The organism is Desulfonatronum thiodismutans, from assembly GCF_000717475.1.
Classification (GTDB): domain Bacteria; phylum Desulfobacterota; class Desulfovibrionia; order Desulfovibrionales; family Desulfonatronaceae; genus Desulfonatronum; species Desulfonatronum thiodismutans.
This window is the reverse complement of sequence record NZ_JPIK01000013.1, coordinates 58288-80287: the sequence shown is the minus strand read 5'-3', so window position 1 is coordinate 80287 and position 22000 is coordinate 58288. Positions and strand designations below refer to the sequence as shown.

General features: G+C 60.9%; 18 protein-coding genes. All 18 read left to right on the top strand.

The window, feature by feature from the left end; all coding sequences use genetic code 11:
- The first annotated feature begins 60 nt into the window (after positions 1–60).
- The 18 genes from GY33_RS0110405 (at position 61) to mnmA (ending at position 21997) form a co-directional block, all read left to right on the top strand.
- Positions 61–1968, top strand: coding sequence for an AMP-binding protein (locus GY33_RS0110405; RefSeq protein ID WP_031387281.1), 1908 nt, complete (start codon positions 61–63; stop codon positions 1966–1968).
- A gap of 39 nt (positions 1969–2007) precedes the next feature.
- Positions 2008–2895, top strand: coding sequence for a branched-chain amino acid ABC transporter permease (locus GY33_RS0110400; RefSeq protein WP_031387280.1), 888 nt, complete (start codon positions 2008–2010; stop codon positions 2893–2895).
- Positions 2896–2936: 41 nt separating this feature from the next.
- Positions 2937–3983 carry a branched-chain amino acid ABC transporter permease gene (locus tag GY33_RS0110395; RefSeq protein ID WP_031387279.1) on the top strand — a complete coding sequence of 349 codons (1047 nt, stop codon included), beginning with the start codon at positions 2937–2939 and terminating at the stop codon, positions 3981–3983.
- Between the two features lie 32 nt (positions 3984–4015).
- The gene (locus tag GY33_RS0110390; RefSeq protein ID WP_031387278.1) at positions 4016–5176 is read left to right on the top strand and encodes an ABC transporter substrate-binding protein; all 1161 of its coding nucleotides are present in this window, start codon (positions 4016–4018) and stop codon (positions 5174–5176) included.
- Between the two features lie 81 nt (positions 5177–5257).
- On the top strand, positions 5258–6055 hold the full coding sequence (locus GY33_RS0110385; protein WP_031387277.1) for an ABC transporter ATP-binding protein: 798 nt from the start codon (positions 5258–5260) through the stop codon (positions 6053–6055).
- Positions 6056–6079: 24 nt separating this feature from the next.
- Positions 6080–7924 carry a PAS domain S-box protein gene (locus GY33_RS0110380; RefSeq protein WP_161788466.1) on the top strand — a complete coding sequence of 615 codons (1845 nt, stop codon included), beginning with the start codon at positions 6080–6082 and terminating at the stop codon, positions 7922–7924.
- A gap of 123 nt (positions 7925–8047) precedes the next feature.
- Positions 8048–8434: a response regulator gene (locus tag GY33_RS0110375; RefSeq protein ID WP_031387275.1), complete on the top strand. Its 387-nt coding sequence runs from the start codon at positions 8048–8050 to the stop codon at positions 8432–8434.
- Entirely contained in the window at positions 8427–10175 is a 1749-nt protein-coding gene (locus GY33_RS0110370; protein WP_031387274.1) for a diguanylate cyclase, read from the top strand. Before GY33_RS0110375 ends, GY33_RS0110370 begins: the two co-directional genes overlap by 8 nt.
- A gap of 2 nt (positions 10176–10177) precedes the next feature.
- Positions 10178–10942, top strand: coding sequence for a response regulator (locus tag GY33_RS0110365; protein WP_031387273.1), 765 nt, complete (start codon positions 10178–10180; stop codon positions 10940–10942).
- Positions 10943–11084: 142 nt separating this feature from the next.
- A complete protein-coding gene (gene rfbB, locus GY33_RS0110360; protein WP_031387272.1) occupies positions 11085–12119 on the top strand; it encodes a dTDP-glucose 4,6-dehydratase in 1035 nt (344 codons plus the stop codon).
- Positions 12116–13006, top strand: coding sequence for a dTDP-4-dehydrorhamnose reductase (gene rfbD, locus GY33_RS0110355; RefSeq protein ID WP_051822505.1), 891 nt, complete (start codon positions 12116–12118; stop codon positions 13004–13006). The genes rfbB and rfbD overlap by 4 nt, the downstream gene beginning before the upstream one ends.
- Before the next feature lie 177 nt (positions 13007–13183).
- Positions 13184–14215 (top strand): heat-inducible transcriptional repressor HrcA, encoded by a 1032-nt coding sequence (gene hrcA, locus GY33_RS0110350; RefSeq protein ID WP_031387270.1) that lies wholly within the window; start codon positions 13184–13186, stop codon positions 14213–14215.
- A gap of 31 nt (positions 14216–14246) precedes the next feature.
- On the top strand, positions 14247–14858 hold the full coding sequence (grpE, locus tag GY33_RS0110345; protein WP_084185079.1) for a nucleotide exchange factor GrpE: 612 nt from the start codon (positions 14247–14249) through the stop codon (positions 14856–14858).
- 84 nt (positions 14859–14942) lie between these two features.
- Positions 14943–16862 carry a molecular chaperone DnaK gene (gene dnaK / locus GY33_RS0110340; RefSeq protein WP_031387268.1) on the top strand — a complete coding sequence of 640 codons (1920 nt, stop codon included), beginning with the start codon at positions 14943–14945 and terminating at the stop codon, positions 16860–16862.
- A gap of 164 nt (positions 16863–17026) precedes the next feature.
- On the top strand, positions 17027–18997 hold the full coding sequence (locus tag GY33_RS0110335; RefSeq protein ID WP_031387267.1) for a penicillin-binding protein activator: 1971 nt from the start codon (positions 17027–17029) through the stop codon (positions 18995–18997).
- Between the two features lie 88 nt (positions 18998–19085).
- Positions 19086–19373 carry an Asp-tRNA(Asn)/Glu-tRNA(Gln) amidotransferase subunit GatC gene (gene gatC / locus GY33_RS0110330; protein ID WP_031387266.1) on the top strand — a complete coding sequence of 96 codons (288 nt, stop codon included), beginning with the start codon at positions 19086–19088 and terminating at the stop codon, positions 19371–19373.
- A gap of 69 nt (positions 19374–19442) precedes the next feature.
- Positions 19443–20939 carry an Asp-tRNA(Asn)/Glu-tRNA(Gln) amidotransferase subunit GatA gene (gene gatA / locus GY33_RS0110325; protein WP_031387265.1) on the top strand — a complete coding sequence of 499 codons (1497 nt, stop codon included), beginning with the start codon at positions 19443–19445 and terminating at the stop codon, positions 20937–20939.
- On the top strand, positions 20936–21997 hold the full coding sequence (gene mnmA / locus GY33_RS0110320) for a tRNA 2-thiouridine(34) synthase MnmA (protein WP_031387264.1): 1062 nt from the start codon (positions 20936–20938) through the stop codon (positions 21995–21997). The genes gatA and mnmA overlap by 4 nt, the downstream gene beginning before the upstream one ends.
- Positions 21998–22000 lie beyond the last annotated feature (3 nt).

The window sequence follows — 22000 nt, the reverse complement described above, 5'->3', positions numbered from 1 at the left end:
GCAGCCCCCCCCTTGAACCTTACGAAGACTGAATCGCCTTTGAACGATACGGAAGACGAAATGCAGGAAGAACAACGTTCCCAACGCCCTTATGATACAACCCTGCCCCGGTTGCTGCTGGACAACGCTGCACGGTTCGGGGACAAAACGGCTATGCGGGAAAAGGAATGGGGCGTTTGGCAGCCGTATTCCTGGGCCGATTACTTGCGCAAAACCTCGGAGTTCGCCGCGGGGATGAAGAAGCTCGGACTGGGCAAGGACGACGTGCTGGTGCTCATCGGCGACAACCGCCCGGAATGGCTCTGGGCCGAACTGGCCATCCAGTCCCTGGGCGGCATGGCCCTGGGTCTGTATCAGGACGCGCCGGTGGACGAAATCGAGTACATCTTTTCGCTCACCAAGTGCCGGATGGTCGTGGCCGAGGACCAGGAGCAGGTGGACAAGATGCTGGACCTGAAACAGCGCGTGCCCCATCTGCAGTATGTGGTCTATCACGACTCCAAGGGCCTGTCCGGCTCCAAGGAAGAAGGGCTGCATCCCTTTGAGTTGATTTGTGAGCAAGGCCGACCCGAGGCGAACAAGTTCGCCGAGTGGGTGGACCAACTCCAGCCCGACGACACCTGCCTGATCGCCACCACCTCCGGAACCACGGGGCGGCCCAAGCTGGCCATGCTCTCCCACCGCAACCTGCTGTCCATGGCCACCAACCTGGGCAGGGTGGACCCCAAGCACGACAATGACGAGTTCGTCTCCTTCCTGCCCCTGGCCTGGATGGGCGAACAGATGATGGCTGTGGCCTCGGCCCTGCTGTTCGGGTTTTGCGTCAATTTTCCGGAGGAGCCGGACACGGTGCAGGAAAATATCCGGGAGATCGGTCCGCACCTGATCTTCTCTCCGCCCCGGGTCTGGGAGAACCTGGCAGCCCGGGTGCGGGTGAAGATCATGGAGACCAGCCCGCTGAAGCGCTTCCTGTATAATCTGTTCCTGCCCATGGGGACGCGTTACGCCGAGTGCCTGCTGGCCGGAACCAAACCCGGCCCGGCCTTGCGTCTGGGCAAGGTTCTGGCCGATGCCGGTCTGTTCCGGGCCCTGCGGGACCGGCTGGGCTTTTCCCGAATCCGCTCCGCCACCACCGGCGGCGCGGCTTTGGGGCCGGACACCTTCCGCTTTTTCCACGCCCTGGGCGTGAACCTGAAGCAGATCTACGGCCAGACGGAAATCGCCGGTATCTCCTGCATCCACGCGGACGGTCGGGTGGACTTCGACTCCGTGGGCGAGCCCATCCCGGAAACCGAAATCATCATCTCCGAGGAAGGCGAAATTCTTTCCCGTTCCCCGGCCGTGTTCCAGGGCTACTACGCCAACCCCGAGGCCACGGACGAGACCATCCAGGACGGCTGGCTGCGTTCCGGGGACGCCGGATTCTTCAAGGACAACGGCCAGCTCGTGGTCATCGACCGGCTCAAGGACGTCATGCACCTGGCCGACGGGACCCAGTTCTCGCCGCAGTTCATGGAGAACAAGCTCAAATTCTCGCCCTATGTCCGGGAAGCCGTGATCCTGGGCAAGGATCGGCCCCACTTGGCCGCGATCATCAGCATTGACCCGGAAATCGCGGGCCGCTGGGCCGAGAGCCGGTTGCTCACCTACACCACGTACCAGGATCTGGCCGCCAAGAACGAGATATACGACCTGATCCGGACCGAAATCGCCGAGATCAACGCCGGTCTCCCGGAGACCACCCGCATCAAGCGCTTTGCCTTGCTATTCAAAGAGCTGGACGCGGACGACGGTGAACTGACCCGGACCCGCAAGCTGCGCCGCAAAGTCGTGGAAGAGCGCTACCAGCCGCTCATCGAATCCCTCTACGGCCCGGACGTCTGCATGAATCTGACCACCTCCATTCAATACCAGGACGGGCGGATTCGGGAAATGTGCGGGAGCATTCAGATTGCCACGGTGGACTGACCGCCTCCTTGATCATAAACCCTCCAGCCTGAATCAATCATGGAATACTATCTTCAACTCTTCGTGAACGGCCTCGTTGTCGGGAGCATCTACAGTCTGGTGGCCCTGGGTTTCGTGATCATCTACAAGGCGACCAAGGTTGTGAATTTCGCCCAGGGCGAGATGGTCATGGTCGGGGCATATATTTGCTTCGCCCTGACCGTGCAGATGGGCCTGCCGTTTCTGGTCTCCTTTCTGATGACCCTGTTTTTTTCCGTGATTCTCGGCTTGTGCATCGAGCGGGTGATTTTGCGTCCGCTGATCGGCGAACCGATCATCAGCGTGATCATGGTCACCGTGGGACTGTCCACGGTGCTCAAGTCCCTGGTCCAGCTGTTCTGGGGCACCCAGATCCGGGTCTATCCGCCCATCCTGCCCACGGACCCGATCTGGATCGCCGGGGTGCCGGTGGCGCCGGTGTACATCGCGGCCTTCGTCCTCTCCGCCCTGCTGTTCACCGTGTTCTCGCTGTTCTTCAAGTATTCCCGGACCGGCATCGCCATGCGGGCCACGGCCATGGATCAGCAGGCGGCCCAGTCCATGGGCATCGGCGTGAAGAACATCTTCGCCCTGTCCTGGTGCATCGCCGCGGTGGTGTCCAGCATCGGCGGAATCATCCTGGGCAACATCAACGGAATCAACGCCCAACTGGGCCACCTGGGGCTGAAGGTCTTTCCCGCGGTCATCCTCGGCGGACTGGACAGTCTGTTGGGCGCGGCCCTGGGCGGACTGATTATCGGCGTACTGGAAAACGTGGCCGACGGCTTCATGCAGCAGGTCTTCAGCCTGCCCGGCTTCAAGGAGGTCGCCGCCTACGTGGTCCTGGTGATCATCCTGATGTTGCGACCGTATGGTCTCTTCGGCACCCATGAGATCGAGCGGGTCTAACCCCATGAACATTTCAGACATCTTTTTCAAGCAGGTCGGCCATGCGCGGTAAATGCGGACTCTTCCACACCTCCTACGCCTCGGAAACCCGGTTCTTCCAGACCGGATTCCAGAAACTGAGCCTGGGCGTTTTCCTGGCTCTGCTGCTCTGCTCCCCGTTTTTCCTGAGCAACTACCAGGTCTCGATGCTGAACATGATCAACATCGCCGTAATCGGGGCCGTGGCCCTGAACCTGCTCACCGGATGCTGCGGCCAGATATCCCTGGGCCACGGGGCGTTCATCGGCGTGGGGGCGTATACCACGGGACTGTGCACCCTGGCCGGGTGGCCGTTTTTCGCGGCCCTGCTCTTCGGCGGGCTGGTCACCGCGGTGGTGGGCATGCTCTTCGGCATCCCATCGTTGCGCCTGAAAGGCATCTACCTGGCCATCGCCACCCTGGCCGCCCAGTTGATCCTGAGCTACGTCTTCCTGCACTGGGAATCGGTCACCGGCGGTTCCATCGGCATGGGGCTGGACGCGCCGGTGATCCTGGGCATGTCCCTGGATAACGACGCCAAGATGTTCTACCTGACCTTCGGCGTGGCCGCGGCCAGCGTCCTGCTGGTGGCCAACATCCTGCGCACTCGCCACGGCCGGGCCTTCGTGGCCATCCGGGACTTTCACCAGTCCGCGGAATCCGTGGGCGTGAACCTTTTTGCTTACAAGCTGCAAGCCTTCGCGGTCAGTTCGTTCCTGGCCGGGATCGCCGGGGGGCTGTGGGCGCACTACACCATGTACATCACCCCGGAACAGTTCGACATCATGCTCTCCATCCAGTACCTGGCCATGATCATCATCGGCGGCCTGGGCAGCGTGCTGGGCAGCATCTTCGGCGCGGTCTTCGTGACCCTGCTGCCGGAATTCCTGGGCGCTCTGGCCCAATTGGCCGGTTCCTTCTTTCCCAACATCAGCATGTATTTCCTGGCCCTGCGCGAAGGCATCTTCGGCCTGATCCTCGTCCTGTTCCTGATCTTCGAGCCCGAAGGCCTGGCCCATCGCTGGCGGCTGATCAAGGCCTACTGGAAGCTGTATCCGTTCGCGCATTAGCCTTTTTCCACGTATTCCAAGGAGGGATGGAAATGAGACGAGGATTTTTCACACTGGCGGCGGCCATGATCCTGTTCACGTCGTCACCGGGACTGGCCCAAATCAAGATCGGCGTACTGTCCGACCTGAGCGGCCCCACTTCCGACGTAGGCCGGCCGTATGCCGACGGAGTTCGACATTGCGTCGAACACCTGAACAAGCAAGGCGGCATAGCCGGGCAGAAGATCGAATTGCTCCAGGTGGACTACGCCTATAACGTGCAGCAGGCCATCGCGGCCTACAACCGCTTCAAGGGCCAAGGCATCGTGGCCCTGCAAGGCTGGGGCACCGCGGACACGGAAGCCCTGGTCCGTTTCGTGGCCCGGGACGAGATCCCGACCTATTCAGCCTCCTATTCCGCGCACCTGACCGACCCGAAAACCGCGCCCTACAATTTCTTCATCGCCGCGGACTACACCACCCAGGCACGGGCCGCCCTGCAGTACTTCCATGACAACTGGACCGAGGACCGCCCCATCAAGCTCGGCCTGCTCTATCCCAACCACCCCTACGGCCTGGCGCCCATCCCGGGCATCAAGGCCTTTGCCCAGGAACTGGGTTTCGAGCTGGTAGGCGAAGACAACGTCGGCCTGGGAGACATGGACGCCACCAGCCAGTTGCTGCGCATGCAGCGCCTGGCCCCGGACTACGTCTGGGTGGGCGGGACCATCTCCTCCACCGCGGTGATCCTCAAGGACGCTCAGAAGATCGGCATGAAAGCCAAGTTCATCACCAACATCTGGGGCAGCGACGAGCAGCTCCTGAAGCTGGCCGGTCCCGCGGTCAACGGCCATTACGGACTGCATACTTCCGCTGTTTACGGCGCTGACGTGCCGGGCATGAAGGTTATCGAGGAACTCACCGGTGGCCGTCATCAGAATATCCACTACATTCGCGGCTTCGCCTCCATGTACACCATGGCCGAAGCCATCCGCGTGGCCGCGGAGCAGGGCAAAATCACCGGACCGGCCATCCGGGACGCGTCCCGCACCCTGCGCGACTTCGACCCACTGGGGCTGACCCCGCCGATCAGCTTTTTCGAGGAAGATCACCGGCCGAACATGACCGTGTACCTCTATCAGCTCTTTGAGGATCGCATGGAGCTGGTGGCCGAACAGGAGCTGGAGCGTCGTCCGGAGTGGCTGGGGCATTAAAATTCTCCGTGGGGGCGATTCGCGAAATCGTCCCCACGCTATACGGCACGTTCGTCAAACCATGAACCCTGACCCACCACCATGGATCTGCTGAAAATCGAAAACCTCGAGGTCGTGTACAACGACGTCATTCTGGTGCTCAAGGGCCTTTCCCTGAAGGTCCGGCAGGGCCGGATCACGGCCCTGCTCGGCCCCAACGGAGCGGGCAAGTCCACCACCCTCAAGGCCGTATCCGGATTAATCCGCACCGAGGACGGCGAGATCACCGAGGGCGCGGTCATCTATCAGGACCGGCCCATCCACAAGACCCTGCCCGAAAAGATCGTCCGCGAGGGCATCTTTCAAGTCATGGAGGGCCGGCGCGTCTTCGAGGACTTGAGCGTCGAAGAAAATCTGCGTTGCGGGGGCTTCACCCGTCCGGCCTCGGAGTACCCCGAGTCCTTGAAGCGGGTCTACGAATACTTCCCCCGCCTTCAGGAACGCCGCAAACAGCTTGCAGGCTATCTTTCCGGCGGTGAACAGCAGATGCTGGCCATTGGCCGGGCCTTGATGGCCAAACCGAAACTGCTCTTGCTGGATGAGCCCTCCCTGGGGCTGGCTCCGCTGCTGGTGGAGGAAATCTTCACCATCGTCCAACGTGTCAATCAAGAGGAAGGTGTGACGATCCTCCTGGTGGAGCAAAACGCACGGGCCGCCTTGAGCATCGCCCAACACGGCTACATTCTTGAAAACGGACGTATCGTCATGGATGGTTCTTCGGAGTCCCTGTTGAACAATCCGGATGTTCAGGAATTCTACCTCGGCCTGGGCCATGGCGGAGAAAAACGCAGCTACCGCGACGTCAAGCACTACCGTCGACGCAAGCGCTGGCTGGGTTAGTTCATGCCCGCCGGAGAACCGTCCGTGTCGCGCCCTATGGAGAGTCACGATCTGTTTTCGGACGGCCCGGTAGTGCTGATCGTCTGGCTCCCCGCCCCTGGGTGGCCCGTGGAGATGGCGACCCCAAACATTACCGAGTTGCTGGGTTATCAGCCTTCGGAACTCCTCGCCCCTTCCTTCCACTTCAGGGATATCATTCATCCCTACGACCTTTTCTTGCTTGAAAATGAAGTCCGGAGCCATCTCGCTTCAAAAGCCCGTCAATTCGAACGAGTGTACCGCATCCGCTCCAAGAATGGGGTCTATCGCTGGATTCGCGACGACAACCGACCGGTATACGGCCCCACCGGATCCGTAGAGCGCATTCGCGCCTGGCTCTGGGACTACGCACCTCTCAAACAGGCCGAGGCCGAACTGGCCCGCCAACGCTCCCGACTAGAGGAGGTTCAGCGTCTAGCTCGCTTGGGCCACTGGGAAGCCAACCTGCTGACCGGAAATCTCTGGTGGTCTGAAACCATTTACGAAATTTTCGGACAAAATCCACGGACATTCACCCCCAGCGTGGAAGCCTTCAATCAAGCCCTCCATCCGGAGGACGTCCCCCTGGTCCGGGAGAGCGAAGCCCGGGCCATGGAAACGGGTCGTCACGACGTCGAACATCGCATCATTCTCCCCACTGGAGAAGTGCGCTGGGTACATGAGCTGGCCACATCGGCAAAGGACGAGCAAGGCCGCCCCGTTCGCCTGATCGGGACGGTCCAGGACATCACCGAACGTAAGCAAGCCGGATTGGCCCTGGCCGAAAACAGCCGTCACACCCAGGCCATTCTGGACAACGTCATCGACGGGATCATCACCATTGATCAAAAACGCATCGTGACTTCTCTCAACCAGGCCGCGGAGAGTATTTTCGGATACTCAGCGGAGGAAGTCCTGGGACGAAACGTGAACATGCTCATGCCCGAACCTTATCACTCGGAGCACGACGGCTATGTGGCCACCTATATGAAGACCGGAGCCACCAAGGTCATCGGCATCGGGCGCGAGGTCGTGGCCCAGCGCAAAAACGGAGAAGTCTTCCCCATGGAGCTTTCCGTTTCCGAGATCACCCGCAACAACGGCAAGATGTTCATCGGCGTGGTCCGGGACATCACCGAGCGCAAGCGCATGGAGCGAATGAAAAACGAATTCGTGGCCACGGTCAGCCATGAGCTGCGAACGCCCCTGACTTCCATCATCGGCCCCATCGGTCTGTTGCTGGGAGGGGCTCTGGGCGAGATCCCGGAAACGGCCCGCCGGATGCTGGAGGTGGCCCATAAAAACAGTCAGCGCCTGGGCGCCCTGATCAATGACCTGCTGGATATGGAGAAAATTGCCGCGGGCAAGATGCGCTTCGAGATACGCACCCAGGAAGCAATGCCCCTGGTGGAGCAGGCCATCCAACTCAGCCAGCCTCAGGCCGATCTGCGCCGGGTGATCTTGGTCCTGGGTCGACGCGAGGAGGGAGTATTGATTCGCGTTGACGGTCAGCGCCTGCTACAAGTCCTGACCAACTTTCTTTCCAATGCCGTCAAGTTCACGCCCGAAGACGGGACTGTCCGGGTGGACGTCCTAGAACATGAGAATACGGTTCGGATTCAGGTCAACGACGATGGGGCAGGAATCCCAAAAGATTTTCAGGAACGAATCTTCCAGAAATTTTCCCAGGCCGATTCCTCAACCACCCGCGCCCAGGGCGGTACAGGTCTGGGGCTGGCAATCGCCAAAGAACTGGCAGAAAAAATGGGCGGGCGGATCGGCTTCGAATCCGAGGAAGGCCGAGGAGCGACGTTTTACGTGGACCTGCCACGAATGAAGAAGGGAACTTGAGACTGAGCGAAGCAAGCTGGACGTCAGGCTTGAGAAACATCCGGCAACGTCGTAGGGTGCCGCCATCGTCGGCATAACCCCGCCGCCTTCATCCTTTTTCCCCTTCCGCCCCATACACACGCCATGCGTACGCTCCAAAAAATTCTCTACGTTGAAGACGAGCCGGACATTCAGGCCGTGGCCAAAATCGCCCTGGAAATGGTCGGGGGCTTCACGCTGAAAGCCTGCTCTTCGGGCCAGGAAGCCCTGGACTCCGTGAAGGATTTCCACCCGGACCTGATCCTGCTGGACGTGATGATGCCCGGCATGGACGGCCCGACCACCATGCGCAAACTGCGGGACCAGCCGGGCATGGCCGCCGTTCCGATGGTTTTTATGACCGCCAAAGTCCAACCCCAGGAAGTTCAAGAGTATCTTGCCCAAGGGGCCAAGGGCGTCATCGCCAAACCGTTCGACCCCATGAAACTGAGCGAAGAGGTCCGGGCCATTTGGGAGCAAGGCCATGGCTGAGGACAGAACCGCCGCGGCTGAGGACCAGCTCCGGGCCTTGCGGGAAATGTTCCGTCAACGGCTGGACACTGATATCCCCGAACTGGAACGTCTTGCCGAAACGCTCTTTGGCCGGGAGGCTCTCCACCCCCCGGATACAACCGACACGGGCAACACCAGATTAAAGGAATTGAACCAGGCCCTGCACAAGCTGGCCGGTTCCGCCGGAACCTTCGGATGCCCGGAATTGGGAGCGGCGGCCCGTGACCTGGAAATTCGCGTCCAGAGATGGTTGGAAGGTGAACATCCGGAATCTTCTGAAACACGGGCCGCGCATGCCGGGGTCCATGCCCTGCGCGGCCTTGTTCCCACGATGCAAACCGTCTCGGAAACAGCATCGGAAGCATCACAAAAAACAACCCCAAAATCACCTCTGACAAAAGCCCCGGATTCGCTTCCAGCCAACGCGGCCTCGAAACGGCAAGAGGAATCCGTGGAGATCTGTCTCGTTGAGGACGACCTGGAACTCGCCGATAATCTCAAGCGGGCCTTCGGGCACTTCGGCTACCGGGTCGACCATTACGAACGACTACCTGATGCAGCGGAGGCCATGCTCCACAGCCCCCCTGACGTGCTGATCCTGGATGTGACCTTTCATGCCGACGGCCTGAACACCATCGAGCAGGTCGCCTTGTCCCCGGTATATCACGACCTACACTGCCCGCTGATCTTCCTGTCCGACCAGGACGACTTCGAAGTCCGGGTCCAGGCCGCCCGGGTCGGGGCCGAAGGCTTTTTTCTCAAGCCCCTGGACATTCCCAAGCTCATCGACCGGGTGGAGCTGACCGTGAAGCACCTCCAAACCTTCCCGTATCGGCTGTTGATCGTAGACGACGATGAAGACTTGGCCAGCCATTACGCCCTGGTCCTTCGCGGTGCCGGCATGGAAGCCAAGGCCCTTTCCGCTCCCAAACGCATCCTGGAAGTCATGAAAGAGTTTCAACCGGAATTGGTTCTGATGGACGTTTCCATGCCCGGATACAGCGGGATGGACCTGGCCAGAGTGATCAGGATGCACGAGCAATGGACCAGTTTGCCCATCGTCTATCTCTCGGCGGAAACGGACAGGGACCGACAACTGTCAGCCTTAAGCAGCGGCGGGGACGACTTTCTGACCAAGCCCATCGCGGACCATCATCTGGTGGCCGCTGTTTCCGTGCGGGCTGCCCGGATGCGCCAACTCAACGACCTGATGGTCAAAGACAGCCTGACCGGCCTGCTCAAGCACTCCCGAATCAAAGATCTGATTGCCGTGGAGTTCGCCCGGGCCAAGCGGGACCAAACGCCCCTGTGCGTAGCGATGCTGGATATCGACCACTTCAAGAACGTCAACGACACCCATGGCCACACAGTGGGGGACCAGGTCATCAAGGCTCTGGCCCACCTGCTGAAGCAACGGCTGCGCAAGACCGACGGCATCGGCCGTTACGGCGGCGAAGAATTCGCCGCGGTCCTGCCCCGATGCGAGGCTGACTCGGCCTTGGAATTGCTTAACGATATTCGCGAACGATTCAAAGATATTCGCTTCACCGCTGACGACCAGGTTTTCTCCGTGACCCTCAGCGCCGGCGTGGTCACGGCCGCGCGGTATCCAGACGCCTCGGACCTCCTGTCGGCCGCGGACGAAGCCCTCTATGAAGCCAAACGCGGAGGCCGGGACCAAGTCTGTCTCGGTCCCGGCCACATGCAAAAGGATAGATGAACATGGACAAGATCGAAGCCCTGCTTAGGCAGATGCGGCAGACTTTCCTGAACGAAATGGGAGAGCGATGCGATCGACTGGAACAAAAGGTCATTGAACTTGAACGTTCTCCCGACGACCGCGAAGTGTTCGAGGAACTTTACCGCGGCGTACACAGCCTCAAAGGCTCGGGAGGAACCCATGGGCTGCACATCATCACGTCCATTTGTCACCAGCTTGAAAACCACCTCACGGAGGCCGCCGAAACCTGCAACTTTAGGAGCACCTGCATTTCCAAAGCCTTGGCCTACTTTGACCTCTTGCGAAAGGTTCAGCATGTGGCCGGCGAGGACGAACCGGACTACGCTGCTCTGGAAGCCGAGTTGGAACGCCTGCGGGAACCAAAAGAGCAACGGCTGATCCAGGTGCTGATGGCCGAACCTTCGAACATCATGCGCCAGGTTTTGAACAAGGCCCTGACGGATCAACCCGTACAGGTCGCCATGGTGGACGACGGGATCGCGGCCATTGAGCTGCTGATGCGCCAAAAGTTCGACATCGCGGTGCTGGCACGGGAGCTGGTCCGGCTCAACGGGGTGGCCGTAGTCGCGGCCATTCGCGCGTCCAAGGGCCGCAACGCCAACATTCCCTTCATCCTCCTGACCAGCAACCCGGAAACCGTGCCCCTCAATGTGACGATTGACAGGGTGCTGCCCAGGGACAAACACTTGATGGTCGAGGTGCTCCAGACCTTGACGGGGATGACCGGCTCCCAAACCGATATTTGACCTTTGCCGCGAGCCGAGGCTACAAGCCTCACGCCTTTGCCCACGACACAATAATTTTATCTCGCCAGTCGCTCAACATCTACGCTCAAAAGACATCCGGGCGTTTCAAAATCTTCGCGCTCGCATTTTCAAAGGAGCACCCATGCAACGTCGCCTCAACCGCATCCTGGTCACCGGAGGATGCGGGTTCATCGCCTCCAACTTCATTCTGGCCCTGCTGGAGCGCAGAAAAGATATGCTCGTCGTCAACCTGGACAAGCTGACCTACGCCGGAAACAAGATGAACCTCCTGGCCCTGGAACAGGCTCAGGACTCTCGGTATGTTTTCGTCCACGGTGACATCGCCGATCAGGAACTGGTTCCCCGCCTGCTGGCCGAACACCGCATCCAGGCCGTGCTCAATTTCGCGGCCGAATCTCATGTGGATCGGTCCATCCACGATTCCTCGCCGTTCATCACCACGAACATTCAGGGAACGCACAATCTGCTGGAGGCCTCCCGCAAAGCGGGAATCGAATTGTTTTTGCAGGTTTCCACGGACGAGGTCTACGGGACTCTCGGCCCGAAGGGCCTGTTCACCGAGGATACGCCCCTGGCCCCAAACAGCCCCTACTCCGCGTCCAAGGCCTCAGCGGATCTGCTGGTCCGGGCCTATCATGAGACCTACGGTCTGCCCACGGTGATCACCCGCTGCTCCAACAACTACGGCCCGTTCCAGTTTCCGGAAAAGCTGATCCCTCTGATGATCACCCTGGCCTGGGAGGACAAGCCCCTGCCGGTCTACGGCGACGGGGCCAACATCCGGGATTGGATTCACGTCCTGGACCATTGCCGCGGCGTGGAGTTGGCCATGGACCAAGGCCGTTCCGGAGCCGTTTACAACTTCGGCGGCGACGCCGAGCGTACCAACATCCAGGTGGTCACCTCCATCCTGGACCTGCTGGGCAAGCCCCACTCCCTGATTCGCTACGTCCAGGACCGGCCCGGTCACGACCGACGCTACGCCATGGACTTCTCCCTTCCCGCCCGAGAGCTGGGATTCGCCCCGTCCGTCACCTTTGAGCAGGGGCTTCAGGAAACCATCCAGTGGTACGGGGACAATCGCGAATGGCTGCGCCGGGTCCAGGACGGCAGCTACCGGGACTTCATGGACGCCTGGTACGGAGAGCGACGATGAGCGAGCAAACGGATTCCACCGCGCACCAGACACCGCGAACCGTCATGGTCCTGGGCGGCAAGACCGGCCTTTTGGGTCAATCCCTCTGCGCCGCCCTGACCAAGACCGACTGGACCGCGCTGCCCGTGGGCCGGGAAGACGTAGACCTCTTCGACACGGATCAACTCGCCGCCTTTTTGGACCGCCACGAGCCGGACGTGATCTGCAACACCGTGGCCTACACCCAGGTGGACCTGGCCGAGGACGAGCCGGACCTGGCCATGCGGGTGAACAAACTCCTGCCCGTCAAGCTCGGTCGTTTGGCCAAGCAACGCGGCATCCAGTTGGTACATTACAGCACGGACTTCGTCTTCGACGGCCAGGGCTGCGAGCCTTACCGGCCCGACGACGCCGTCAATCCGCTGTGCATCTACGGCAAGACCAAACTGGCCGGAGAGAACGCGCTGCGGGAACTGGCCCTGGACCGATTGAGCATCGTCCGCACGGCTTGGCTCTTCGGACCGGGGCGGACCAACTTCGTGAGCAAGATTCTCACCCTTGCCTCTCAGCGCGCCTCCTTGAACGTGGTCCACGATCAGGTCGGCTCTCCGACCTACACCCCGGATCTGGCCGAATACTCCGTGGAATTGCTCAAGACCGGAGAGAACGGGATATTTCACCTCGTGAACGGCGGCTGCGCCTCCTGGTGCGAGCTGGCCGCCTCCGCCGTGCAAGCCATGGGCCTGCAATGCGACGTTCACCCCATCACCTCGGACCAATATCCGCAAAAAGCCCGCCGCCCGGCCTATTCCGTGCTGAACACCGAATCCTTCACCGCGCTTACCGGCGTCAAACCTCGCCCCTGGCTCCACGGACTGCGGGAATACGTATTCCGCCACGTCTGCTGACTTTCAGTAGCAAAGCGCCCGCACCGGGCCATCTACTTCGCGATACCGATTCTGATCACGGGTGAGGTTCAAGAACGAATCTAACCGGAATCAATCCCTTCTTTCCTTGACAGAACCTTCCGGCATATTTATTGGGTCTAGCACTCTCTCGCATCGAGTGCTAGACAGGATAGCAACATGGAACTCCAGCCACGCGAAATCGGCGTTTTGACGACGCTCATTGAGGATTACATCCAGACGGCCGCGCCCGTGGGATCCCGGACCATCGCCAAAAAGTCCAGCCTGAACCTCAGCCCGGCCAGCATCCGCAACATCATGGCCGACCTGACCGATAAGGGCTACCTGGAACAGCCTCACACCTCGGCCGGGCGGATTCCCTCGGCGCAAGGCTTTCGCTTCTACGTGGACACCCTGCTGAAGTACCACCCACTCACCCTGGAGCAACGGAACCGACTTACCGAGAACATGGGCGACGACCGCCTGGACGTCACCGAACTGCTGCGCAACGCCTCCCGGCTCCTGTCGGCCTATACCCGTCAGGTGAGCATGGTCCTGGCACCCAAGGCCTCGAACATCGGCTTCAAGCACATCGACTTCGTCCTACTCAAGCCCGGCCTGGCCATGGCCATTCTGGTGGTGGAGGGCGGCATCGTCCGAAACAAGATCGTCTCCGTGGAGCCGGAATTGGGCACGGACGACCTGGTCACGTACAGCAATTACCTGAACCAACTGTTTCAAGGCCGGACCCTGGCCCAAGTCCGAACCAAGCTCCTCCAGGAAATGGACGCGGTCCAGCGTGAGTACCAAGCCGTCAGCCAACAGGCCCTGGTCCTGGCCCAGCAGGTTTTCACCGGCGGCAGCGAACGGGAGGTCTATGTCGAGGGAACGGTCAACTTCTTCACCCATCCGGAATTCGCCAACCCGGCCAAGCTTCAGGAACTGCTGCGGATGCTGGAAGAACGCACCCGACTTCTGGAACTGCTGGACAAGGTGGCCAAGCCCGACGGCATATCCATCATCTTCGGGCGCGAAGAGGACCAGGAAGGCTTGCAGGAATTCACGCTGATTTCATCGCCCTACCTGGGACAGGACGACCCCCTGGGAGTGGTGGGCATCATCGGCCCGATCCGCATGGATTACGCCAAGGTCGTCCCACTGGTTGAATTCACGGCCCAGGTGATCAGCCAGCTCTTGAGAAATCGCTTTTAATAATGATGGGCAGATTCGCAAGGAGGAACGCATGTCCCAGAAAAATAATCCCTACGCCGAGGCGGCAAACAAGACGGACATTACCGTGGGCGTAAACATTGATGTCGAGGATGTCGCGCACGAACCTGAAGAAACCGGAACGCCGGAGATGATCGACGAGGAACGGTTGACCCGACTTTGCGAGGAAAAAGTCTGTCCCAACTGTCGGCTTTTGGCCCAGGTTCAGGATGAAAAGCTGCGCATTGCCGCGGACACTGAAAATCTGAAGAAGCGCTTGCAACGGGAAAAGGATGACTTTTGCAAATTCGCCACCGAGTCCGTGCTGGAGGACCTGTTGCCGATCCTGGACAACCTGGACCTGGCTCTGGAACACGGCGGCAAGACCGGCACGGGCAAGGAATTGCTCAACGGCGTGGAAATGACCCGCAAACTGTTTCTGGATATTCTCGCCCGCCACAATCTGGAGCCCCTGGGCCAAGCCGGCGAAATCTTCGACCCTAATTGGCACGAAGCCCTGGCTCAACAACCGCATCCGGACTTCGAGCCCGGCAAGGTCTGCCAAGTGGTTCAAAAAGGCTATCGCCTCAAAGGTCGGCTGCTGCGTCCGGCCAAGGTGCTGGTCAGCATGGAGTGCGCCGTATAATTTTTGCTTCCGCCCCTTTACAAGCGGACAATCAACCTTAACTTGATCGAAAAATATCCATCGCGTTCAGGAGGAATCAAAAACATGGGAAAAATCATCGGTATTGATCTGGGAACAACGAATAGTTGCGTCTATGTGATGGAGGGCAAGGAGCCCAAATGCATCACCAACCCCGAAGGCGGGCGAACCACTCCGTCCATCGTGGCCTTCACCGACAAGGAACGGCTGGTCGGTGAGATTGCCAAGCGCCAAGCTGTCACCAACCCGGAAAAGACCGTATTCGCTATCAAGCGACTGATGGGTCGGCGGTTCGACGCCAAGGAAATCACGTCCTGGAAGGACAGCTGCCCGTACAAGATCGTCGAAGGAAGCAACGGCGACTCCTACGTGGACATCAACGGCAAAAAGTACAGCGCTCCGGAAATCTCGGCGATGATCCTGCAAAAATTGAAGTCCGACGCGGAAGCCTATCTGGGCGAAACCGTGACCGAGGCCGTGATCACCGTTCCGGCCTACTTCAACGACAGCCAGCGCCAAGCCACAAAGGACGCCGGACGAATCGCCGGACTGGAAGTCAAGCGGATCATCAACGAGCCCACCGCGGCCTCCCTGGCCTACGGCTTCGATAAAAAGAAGAATGAAAAGGTAGCCGTGTTCGACCTGGGCGGCGGAACCTTCGACATTTCCATCCTGGAAGTCGGCGACAACGTCGTTGAAGTCCGGGCCACCAACGGCGACACCTTCCTGGGCGGCGAGGACTTCGACCACCGGGTCATCGACTACCTGGTAGCTGAATTCAAGCGGGACAACGGAATTGATCTGTCCAAGGACCGCATGGCCCTGCAGCGGCTCAAGGAAGCCGGGGAAAAAGCCAAGAAGGAACTCTCCACCTCAATGGAGACGGAGATCAACCTGCCCTTCATCACCGCGGACCAGAACGGCCCCAAGCACCTGCTGATCAAGCTCTCCCGAGCCAAGCTGGACAAGTTGGTGGAAGACCTGGTGGACCGAACCATCGAACCCTGCAAAAAGGCCTTGTCTGACGCCGGACTGAAGACCTCGGACATCGACGAGGTGATCCTGGTTGGCGGGATGACCCGGATGCCCCTGGTGCAGAAAAAGGTCCAGGATTTTTTTGGACGCGAACCGCACAAAGGCGTGAATCCGGACGAGGTCGTGGCCATGGGCGCGGCCATTCAAGGCGGGATTCTGGCCGGAGACGTGAAGGACGTGCTGCTGTTGGACGTCACCCCGCTGTCTTTGGGCATCGAAACCCTGGGAGGAGTTTGCACCAAGCTGATCGAGCGCAACACCACCATCCCGACCCGCAAAAGCCAGGTCTTCACCACCGCCGCGGACAACCAGCCCTCGGTCTCCATCCACGTGCTCCAGGGCGAACGCCCCATGGCCGGGGACAACAAAACCCTGGGCCGCTTCGAGTTGACCGGCATTCCGCCCGCTCCCCGAGGCATGCCCCAGGTGGAAGTGGCCTTTGACATCGACGCCAATGGCATCGTCAACGTCTCGGCCAAGGATCTGGGCACGGGCAAGGAGCAGTCCATCCGAATCACCGCGTCCAGCGGCCTGTCCGAGGACGAAATCCAGAATCTGGTCAAGGACGCCGAAACCCACGCGGACGAAGACAAGAAAAAGCAGCAACTCATTGAAGCCCGCAACCACGCCGACTCCCTGATTTATGCCACGGAAAAGTCCATCAACGACCTGGGCGAAAAGTTGGACTCCGTGTTGCGCGGCGAAATCGAAACCAAGATTGAAAGCCTGAAGAAGCTCATGGAAGGCGACGACGAAGCTGAAATCCGCCGGGCTTCCGAGGAGTTGGCCCAGGCTTCGCACAAGCTGGCCGAACAACTCTACGCCCAGAAGAGCGGTGGAGAGCAGGGCGGCCAAGCCGGTCCCCAGCCTGGAGCGCAGCCGGGCGGCCAGCAGGACGGTCCGAAGAAGGACGACGACGTCGTGGACGCGGACTACACCGAGGTCAAGTAGAGACCGCGGGGCACCGTCGCCTTGACAGGCTGTTTGCCGTATCCCTATACCTCAAGCCTGACCCGCGTTACCGCGGGTCAGGCTTTTTTTATACGCGACACCTGCTGCCTCATCTCGTCCAATACTTCCACGATGCTCCAAAGTCTTCATTTCAAGGCGGTTGCATGGTTTACCAGCTTGCTCTACGCGAAATCCTGATCCTTCTCCTGCTCATCCCGGTCTTTTTTGCCGGCGGCTGTGTCGAGAAGAAACGCCTGCCCCCCATTTCCCCACCACCCACGGAAGAAACCGTCCAGGGGCTGCTCCTGCAGGCCGACACGGCATGGCAGGCCAGGGATTACCAGCGCAGCCGACAACTGTACGACATCCTGGTATCCGAGCCCCTGGCCCATCGCCAACTGAACCTGGCCTGGGAGCGGCTGGCCATCAGTTCCCTGCAGACCCAGGACTACGTCCGCGCCCAGGACGCCCTGATCCGCTGGGCACTGCTGGATCCGAAACTGCGCCTGGAGTGGTTCTGGCATGAGTACCGGGTCCTTGCTCTGCTGGGACAAGATAAGGAAGGTCAGGCTGAGGACTATCTGCTTCAAATTCTGCGGCAACCCGAATCCCCTTGGTCCCTGCGTTCCTCCGCCGGAGTCCGACTTTCGGAGATGTACCGCCAACGCCGGGACTACGACCCCTTGCGCCCCCTGTTCGCCGACCTGCACGCCGCGGCCCCGGACGCCAAGACCAGGGCTGAACTGGAACGGGTCGTCATCCAGATCGTCAGGGAAATCCCGGATGCATCGCTCCAACAATTCGTGGAAGTGATCCCGCCTACGGATTCGGCTACCTTTCCCAATGCCGTGTTCGTCTGGGAACAACGCCGCCGCGAGGTCCAAAAACGACCGGGGGATTGGCCGGAGACATGGGCGATCATGCAACGCCTGCTACAGCAAGGCGAGTGGGCCGATCCCCGGCCCTTTGTCGAGGATTTCGATGAATTGCAGGAACACTTTGGGACGCCCGGTATCTGCGTCGGCCTCGTTCTGCCTCTGGACGGGCCACTGGCCGAAACCGGCTGGAAGGTTGTCCGCGGGGCCGAGGCCGGGCGCGACGCGCTTGAGAAAAACGGCTATCCGGTGCGCTTGGAGATCGCCAATTCCCGAGCCGCGGACATGCTGGAACCCTTGGCGACCATGGACCCGGAATGCCGAGTGATCGGCGGCCCCATCCAGCGCGACGCCTGGGACCGGATGCATGGAGCGAACCTCACGTCCCAGCGCCGTTTTTTCACCTTTATGCCCACCATGGGCGAAGCCGAAGAGGGCCGTCAAGCCTGGCGATTCTTCGCCGGCCCGCAAGACCAGGTCCACGCCCTGGCCGATTTGGCCCTGCGGCAAATGGACATTTCCGGCCTAGCCGTGCTTTTCCCCCAAGACCGCTTCGGTGAGCACCTAGGAGAGATGTTCACCCGGGAAGTGCTCCGCATGGGCGGACAAGTCACAGGCCAGCAAAGCTATCAACCTGGCCGGCACGAGGAATGGGGCGATGCCGTGGCCTCGCTGCTGGGCGTCCAGGCCCAGCAGCGCCGTGGTCGCCAGGAGAGGACCGTACTGCCTAGACCACCGTTCCAGGCCGTGTTCATTCCGGACAACCTGAGCGACGCCGAAGTTCTCCTGCCCCAGTTCTTCTACTACGACGAGCCGCGCCTGCTGATCCTGGGCCCGGAACTTTGGAGCCAGGCTTGGCTGCAGCGGCCACGGCACACTGAACTCCAATACTTTCGCTTGGCCGCGATGCCCGGCGCCTGGTGGCCGGACAATCCAACCCCCGCGACCCGCTCCCTGATCGAGGTCATGCATGCCTCCGGCCAAGCCCCGGACTTCTGGATAGCCCTTGGCTACGACTTCATCCGCTTCGCCGCCCGCATCAGTCAAGCCGCCCAGACCAGTTCCCCGGACCGCCTGAACGCCCACTTGGCTTCGTTCAAGGACTTCGACTGGAGCATGGCCCCCCTTTCCTGGAACGACCACGGCCACGCCCGCCAAGACCTCTTCCTGTTCCAACCTACAAGCCAGGGATTGAACCTCATTGATCCGATGGCTCTGCGCAACCAGCTTGACCGGGTCAGGGAGCGATTCGCGCGGTGATGGCCGTGCGATGCTGTGCGAAATCAAGGGCATGTTCCTCTGGATGAAACCACGAAGATAGTTAATGCAGTACGGACAAGGAGAATGCATGAGCATCAGTGTTGATGAAGTGACCAAAGTGGCCGGGTTGGCCAGACTGAACCTGGAGCCGGAGAAGGTGGAACAATTCGCGCTTCAATTCAATGATATTCTCGGTTATATGCGAAAGCTCAACGAACTGGACACCTCCGGGGTGGAGCCGCTGTATTCACCAGTGACCCACGAAACCGTGTTCCGGGACGACGACGTCCACATGGAATACAGTCGGGAGGAACTCCTGGGCAACGCTCCGGAAACCGACGGGAGTTACTTTATCGTCCCCCGGATCGTCGGTTGATTCGCGCCGCCTTGACGCTCCGCCGCTTCACGTTCACGACAACTCAAAATTATCGCTGAAGGACATTACATGTCTGAACCGTATTTGCACACCATGGCCGAGATTCGCCAACGATTGGCCACCGGCGAGGTCCGGGTCGAGGACGTTGTCCGGTCCTGTTTGAACCGGATGGACGCCCTGGAGCCTTCCATCCACGCCTTCCTTACTCGAGCCGACGAGGAAGCCCTGAGCCAAGCCCGGGAAATGGACCGCGTCGGCCCCACGCCGGACATCCTGGCAACCAAACCTTTGTGGGGCGTGCCCCTGGCCCTCAAAGACGTACTGACCACTCGCGGCATGCGAACCACCTGCGGTTCGCGGATGCTTGCCGACTTCACGCCCTGCTTCGACGCCGAGGTCGTGACCCGACTGCGTGATGCCGGGGCCGTGATTCTGGGCAAGGTGAACATGGACGAGTTCGCCATGGGCTCGTCCACGGAAAACTCCGCCTTTCACCCCACGGCCAACCCCTGGAACCTGAACGCCGTCCCCGGCGGCTCCAGCGGCGGTTCAGCCGCGGCCGTGGCCGCGCGGATGAGCTTTGCGGCCATGGGCACGGACACCGGCGGCTCCATCCGTCAGCCCGCTGCCTTTTGCGGCGTGGTTGGGCTCAAGCCCAGCTACGGTCGGGTCTCCCGCTACGGCCTTGTGGCTTACGCCTCCTCTCTGGATCAAATCGGCCCCATGACCCTGACCGTGGAGGATGCTGCCCTGCTCCTGCGGGTCATCGCCGGCCATGATCCCAAGGACTCCACCTGCGCGGATCTGCCCGTGCCGGACTACCCGGCCCTGCTGGCCGAACGGGCCGATCTTTCCGGCTTGCGCATCGGGATGCCCAAAGAGTTCTGGGGCGAGGACGGCCTGGAGCCGGACGTGGCCCAGCGCTGCAAGCAGGCCATGACTCTGGCCGAGGAACTGGGCGCAATCTGCGTTCCGGTCGCCTTGCCTCACACTTCCTATGCCGTGGCCGCCTACTACATCGTGGCTTCGGCCGAAGCCAGCTCCAACCTGGCTCGGTTCGACGGGGTGCGCTACGGGTATAGGGACAAGGACGCCCGAGATCTGATCGAGATGTACCGCAACTCCCGCAGCAAGGGCTTTGGCGAAGAGGTCCAGCGCCGCATCATGCTCGGAACCTACGTGCTCTCCTCGGGCTACTACGACGCCTACTACAAGAAAGCCGCTCAGATCCGCCGCCTGATCCAGCGGGACTTCCTGGATGCCTTTACGCACTGCGACGTGATCTGCGGCCCGGTCACGCCCACCACGGCCTTTGGCCTGGGCGAGAAGACCGCGGACCCACTCCAGATGTACTTAAGCGACATCTTCACCATCTCCCTGAATTTGGCTGGCCTCCCAGGCCTGAGCCTGCCCGTTGGCTTGGGCGAGCGAAGCGGCCTGCCAGTGGGGCTGCAGATTCTGGGACCGGCCTTTCGGGAAGACCTGCTGCTCCAGGTCGGCCATGTCCTGGAAAGCCGCCTGCCCCGGCTGCCTTTGCCCGCCGGAATCGCCCGAAAGGCCCCGTGACCGTCGCCGTTGCCGTCAGCGGAGGCCGGGACAGCCTGATGGCTCTGGCCCTGCTCCGGCGGCGGGAGCGTGACCTTATCGCGGTCCACGCCCAGTTGGCCGACGCGACTCCGCCTGAAGTCCTGGACGGACTCCGAGAGAACTGCCGCGCCCTGGATGTCCCGCTCCAAGTTCTTGACCTGCGCTCCCGGTTCGAAGAGCTGGTCATCGCGCCCTATGTCCAGAGCTATTTGGAAGGTCGCACGCCCAACCCTTGCGCCTGGTGCAACACCCGGATCAAGTTCGGCCTGCTCCTGGACGCGGTGCGCGAACAGGGGGCGGGAACCCTGGCCACCGGCCACTACGCCCGCCTGACCATCGCGGACTATGGCCCGGCCCTTTGGAGGGGAGCGGACCCAGCCAAGGACCAGAGCTACTTCCTGGCCCTGCTCACCCCGAACCAACTCGCCCGGGCCGCCTTCCCCCTGGCCGACCACCGCAAGCAGGACGTGCTTCCGGAATTAGATCGTCTGGGTCTCTCTCCGCCCTTGCCCGGAGAGAGCCAGGAGGTCTGCTTCATTCCGGACGATTATCGGGAATTTCTAGCTCGACGGTTTGGAGCTCGACGGCTTGCGGACCTGCCGCCGTCCGGCCCCATCGTGCTGGAGGACGAACGAACCGTAGGGGAGCACAAGGGCCTTTGGCGGTACACCATCGGCCAGCGCAAGGGCCTGGACGTGGCCTGGAAAGAACCCCTCTACGTACTGCGTAAGGACGTTGCCGCCAATCGCCTGATAGTGGGGGAAAGGGCTCGACTGTTCAGCACGGCATGCCGCCTGAAGACCGTCAATTACCTCGTTCCGGCAACCGCCTGGCCCCAGGACCTCCGTCTGCAAACCCGCTACCGCCAACGCCCAGAACCGATCCGCCTGACATCGCCCCAGAATATATGCTCATCTCCCTCCGAAACGCTCACCTTGACCTACCCCGAACCCCGCGAGCTCGCCGCGCCGGGCCAGATCGGCGTGATCTACTCCGATGAAGGGCAGGTCCTGGCTGGCGGCGAGATCAGTTCCTGACCC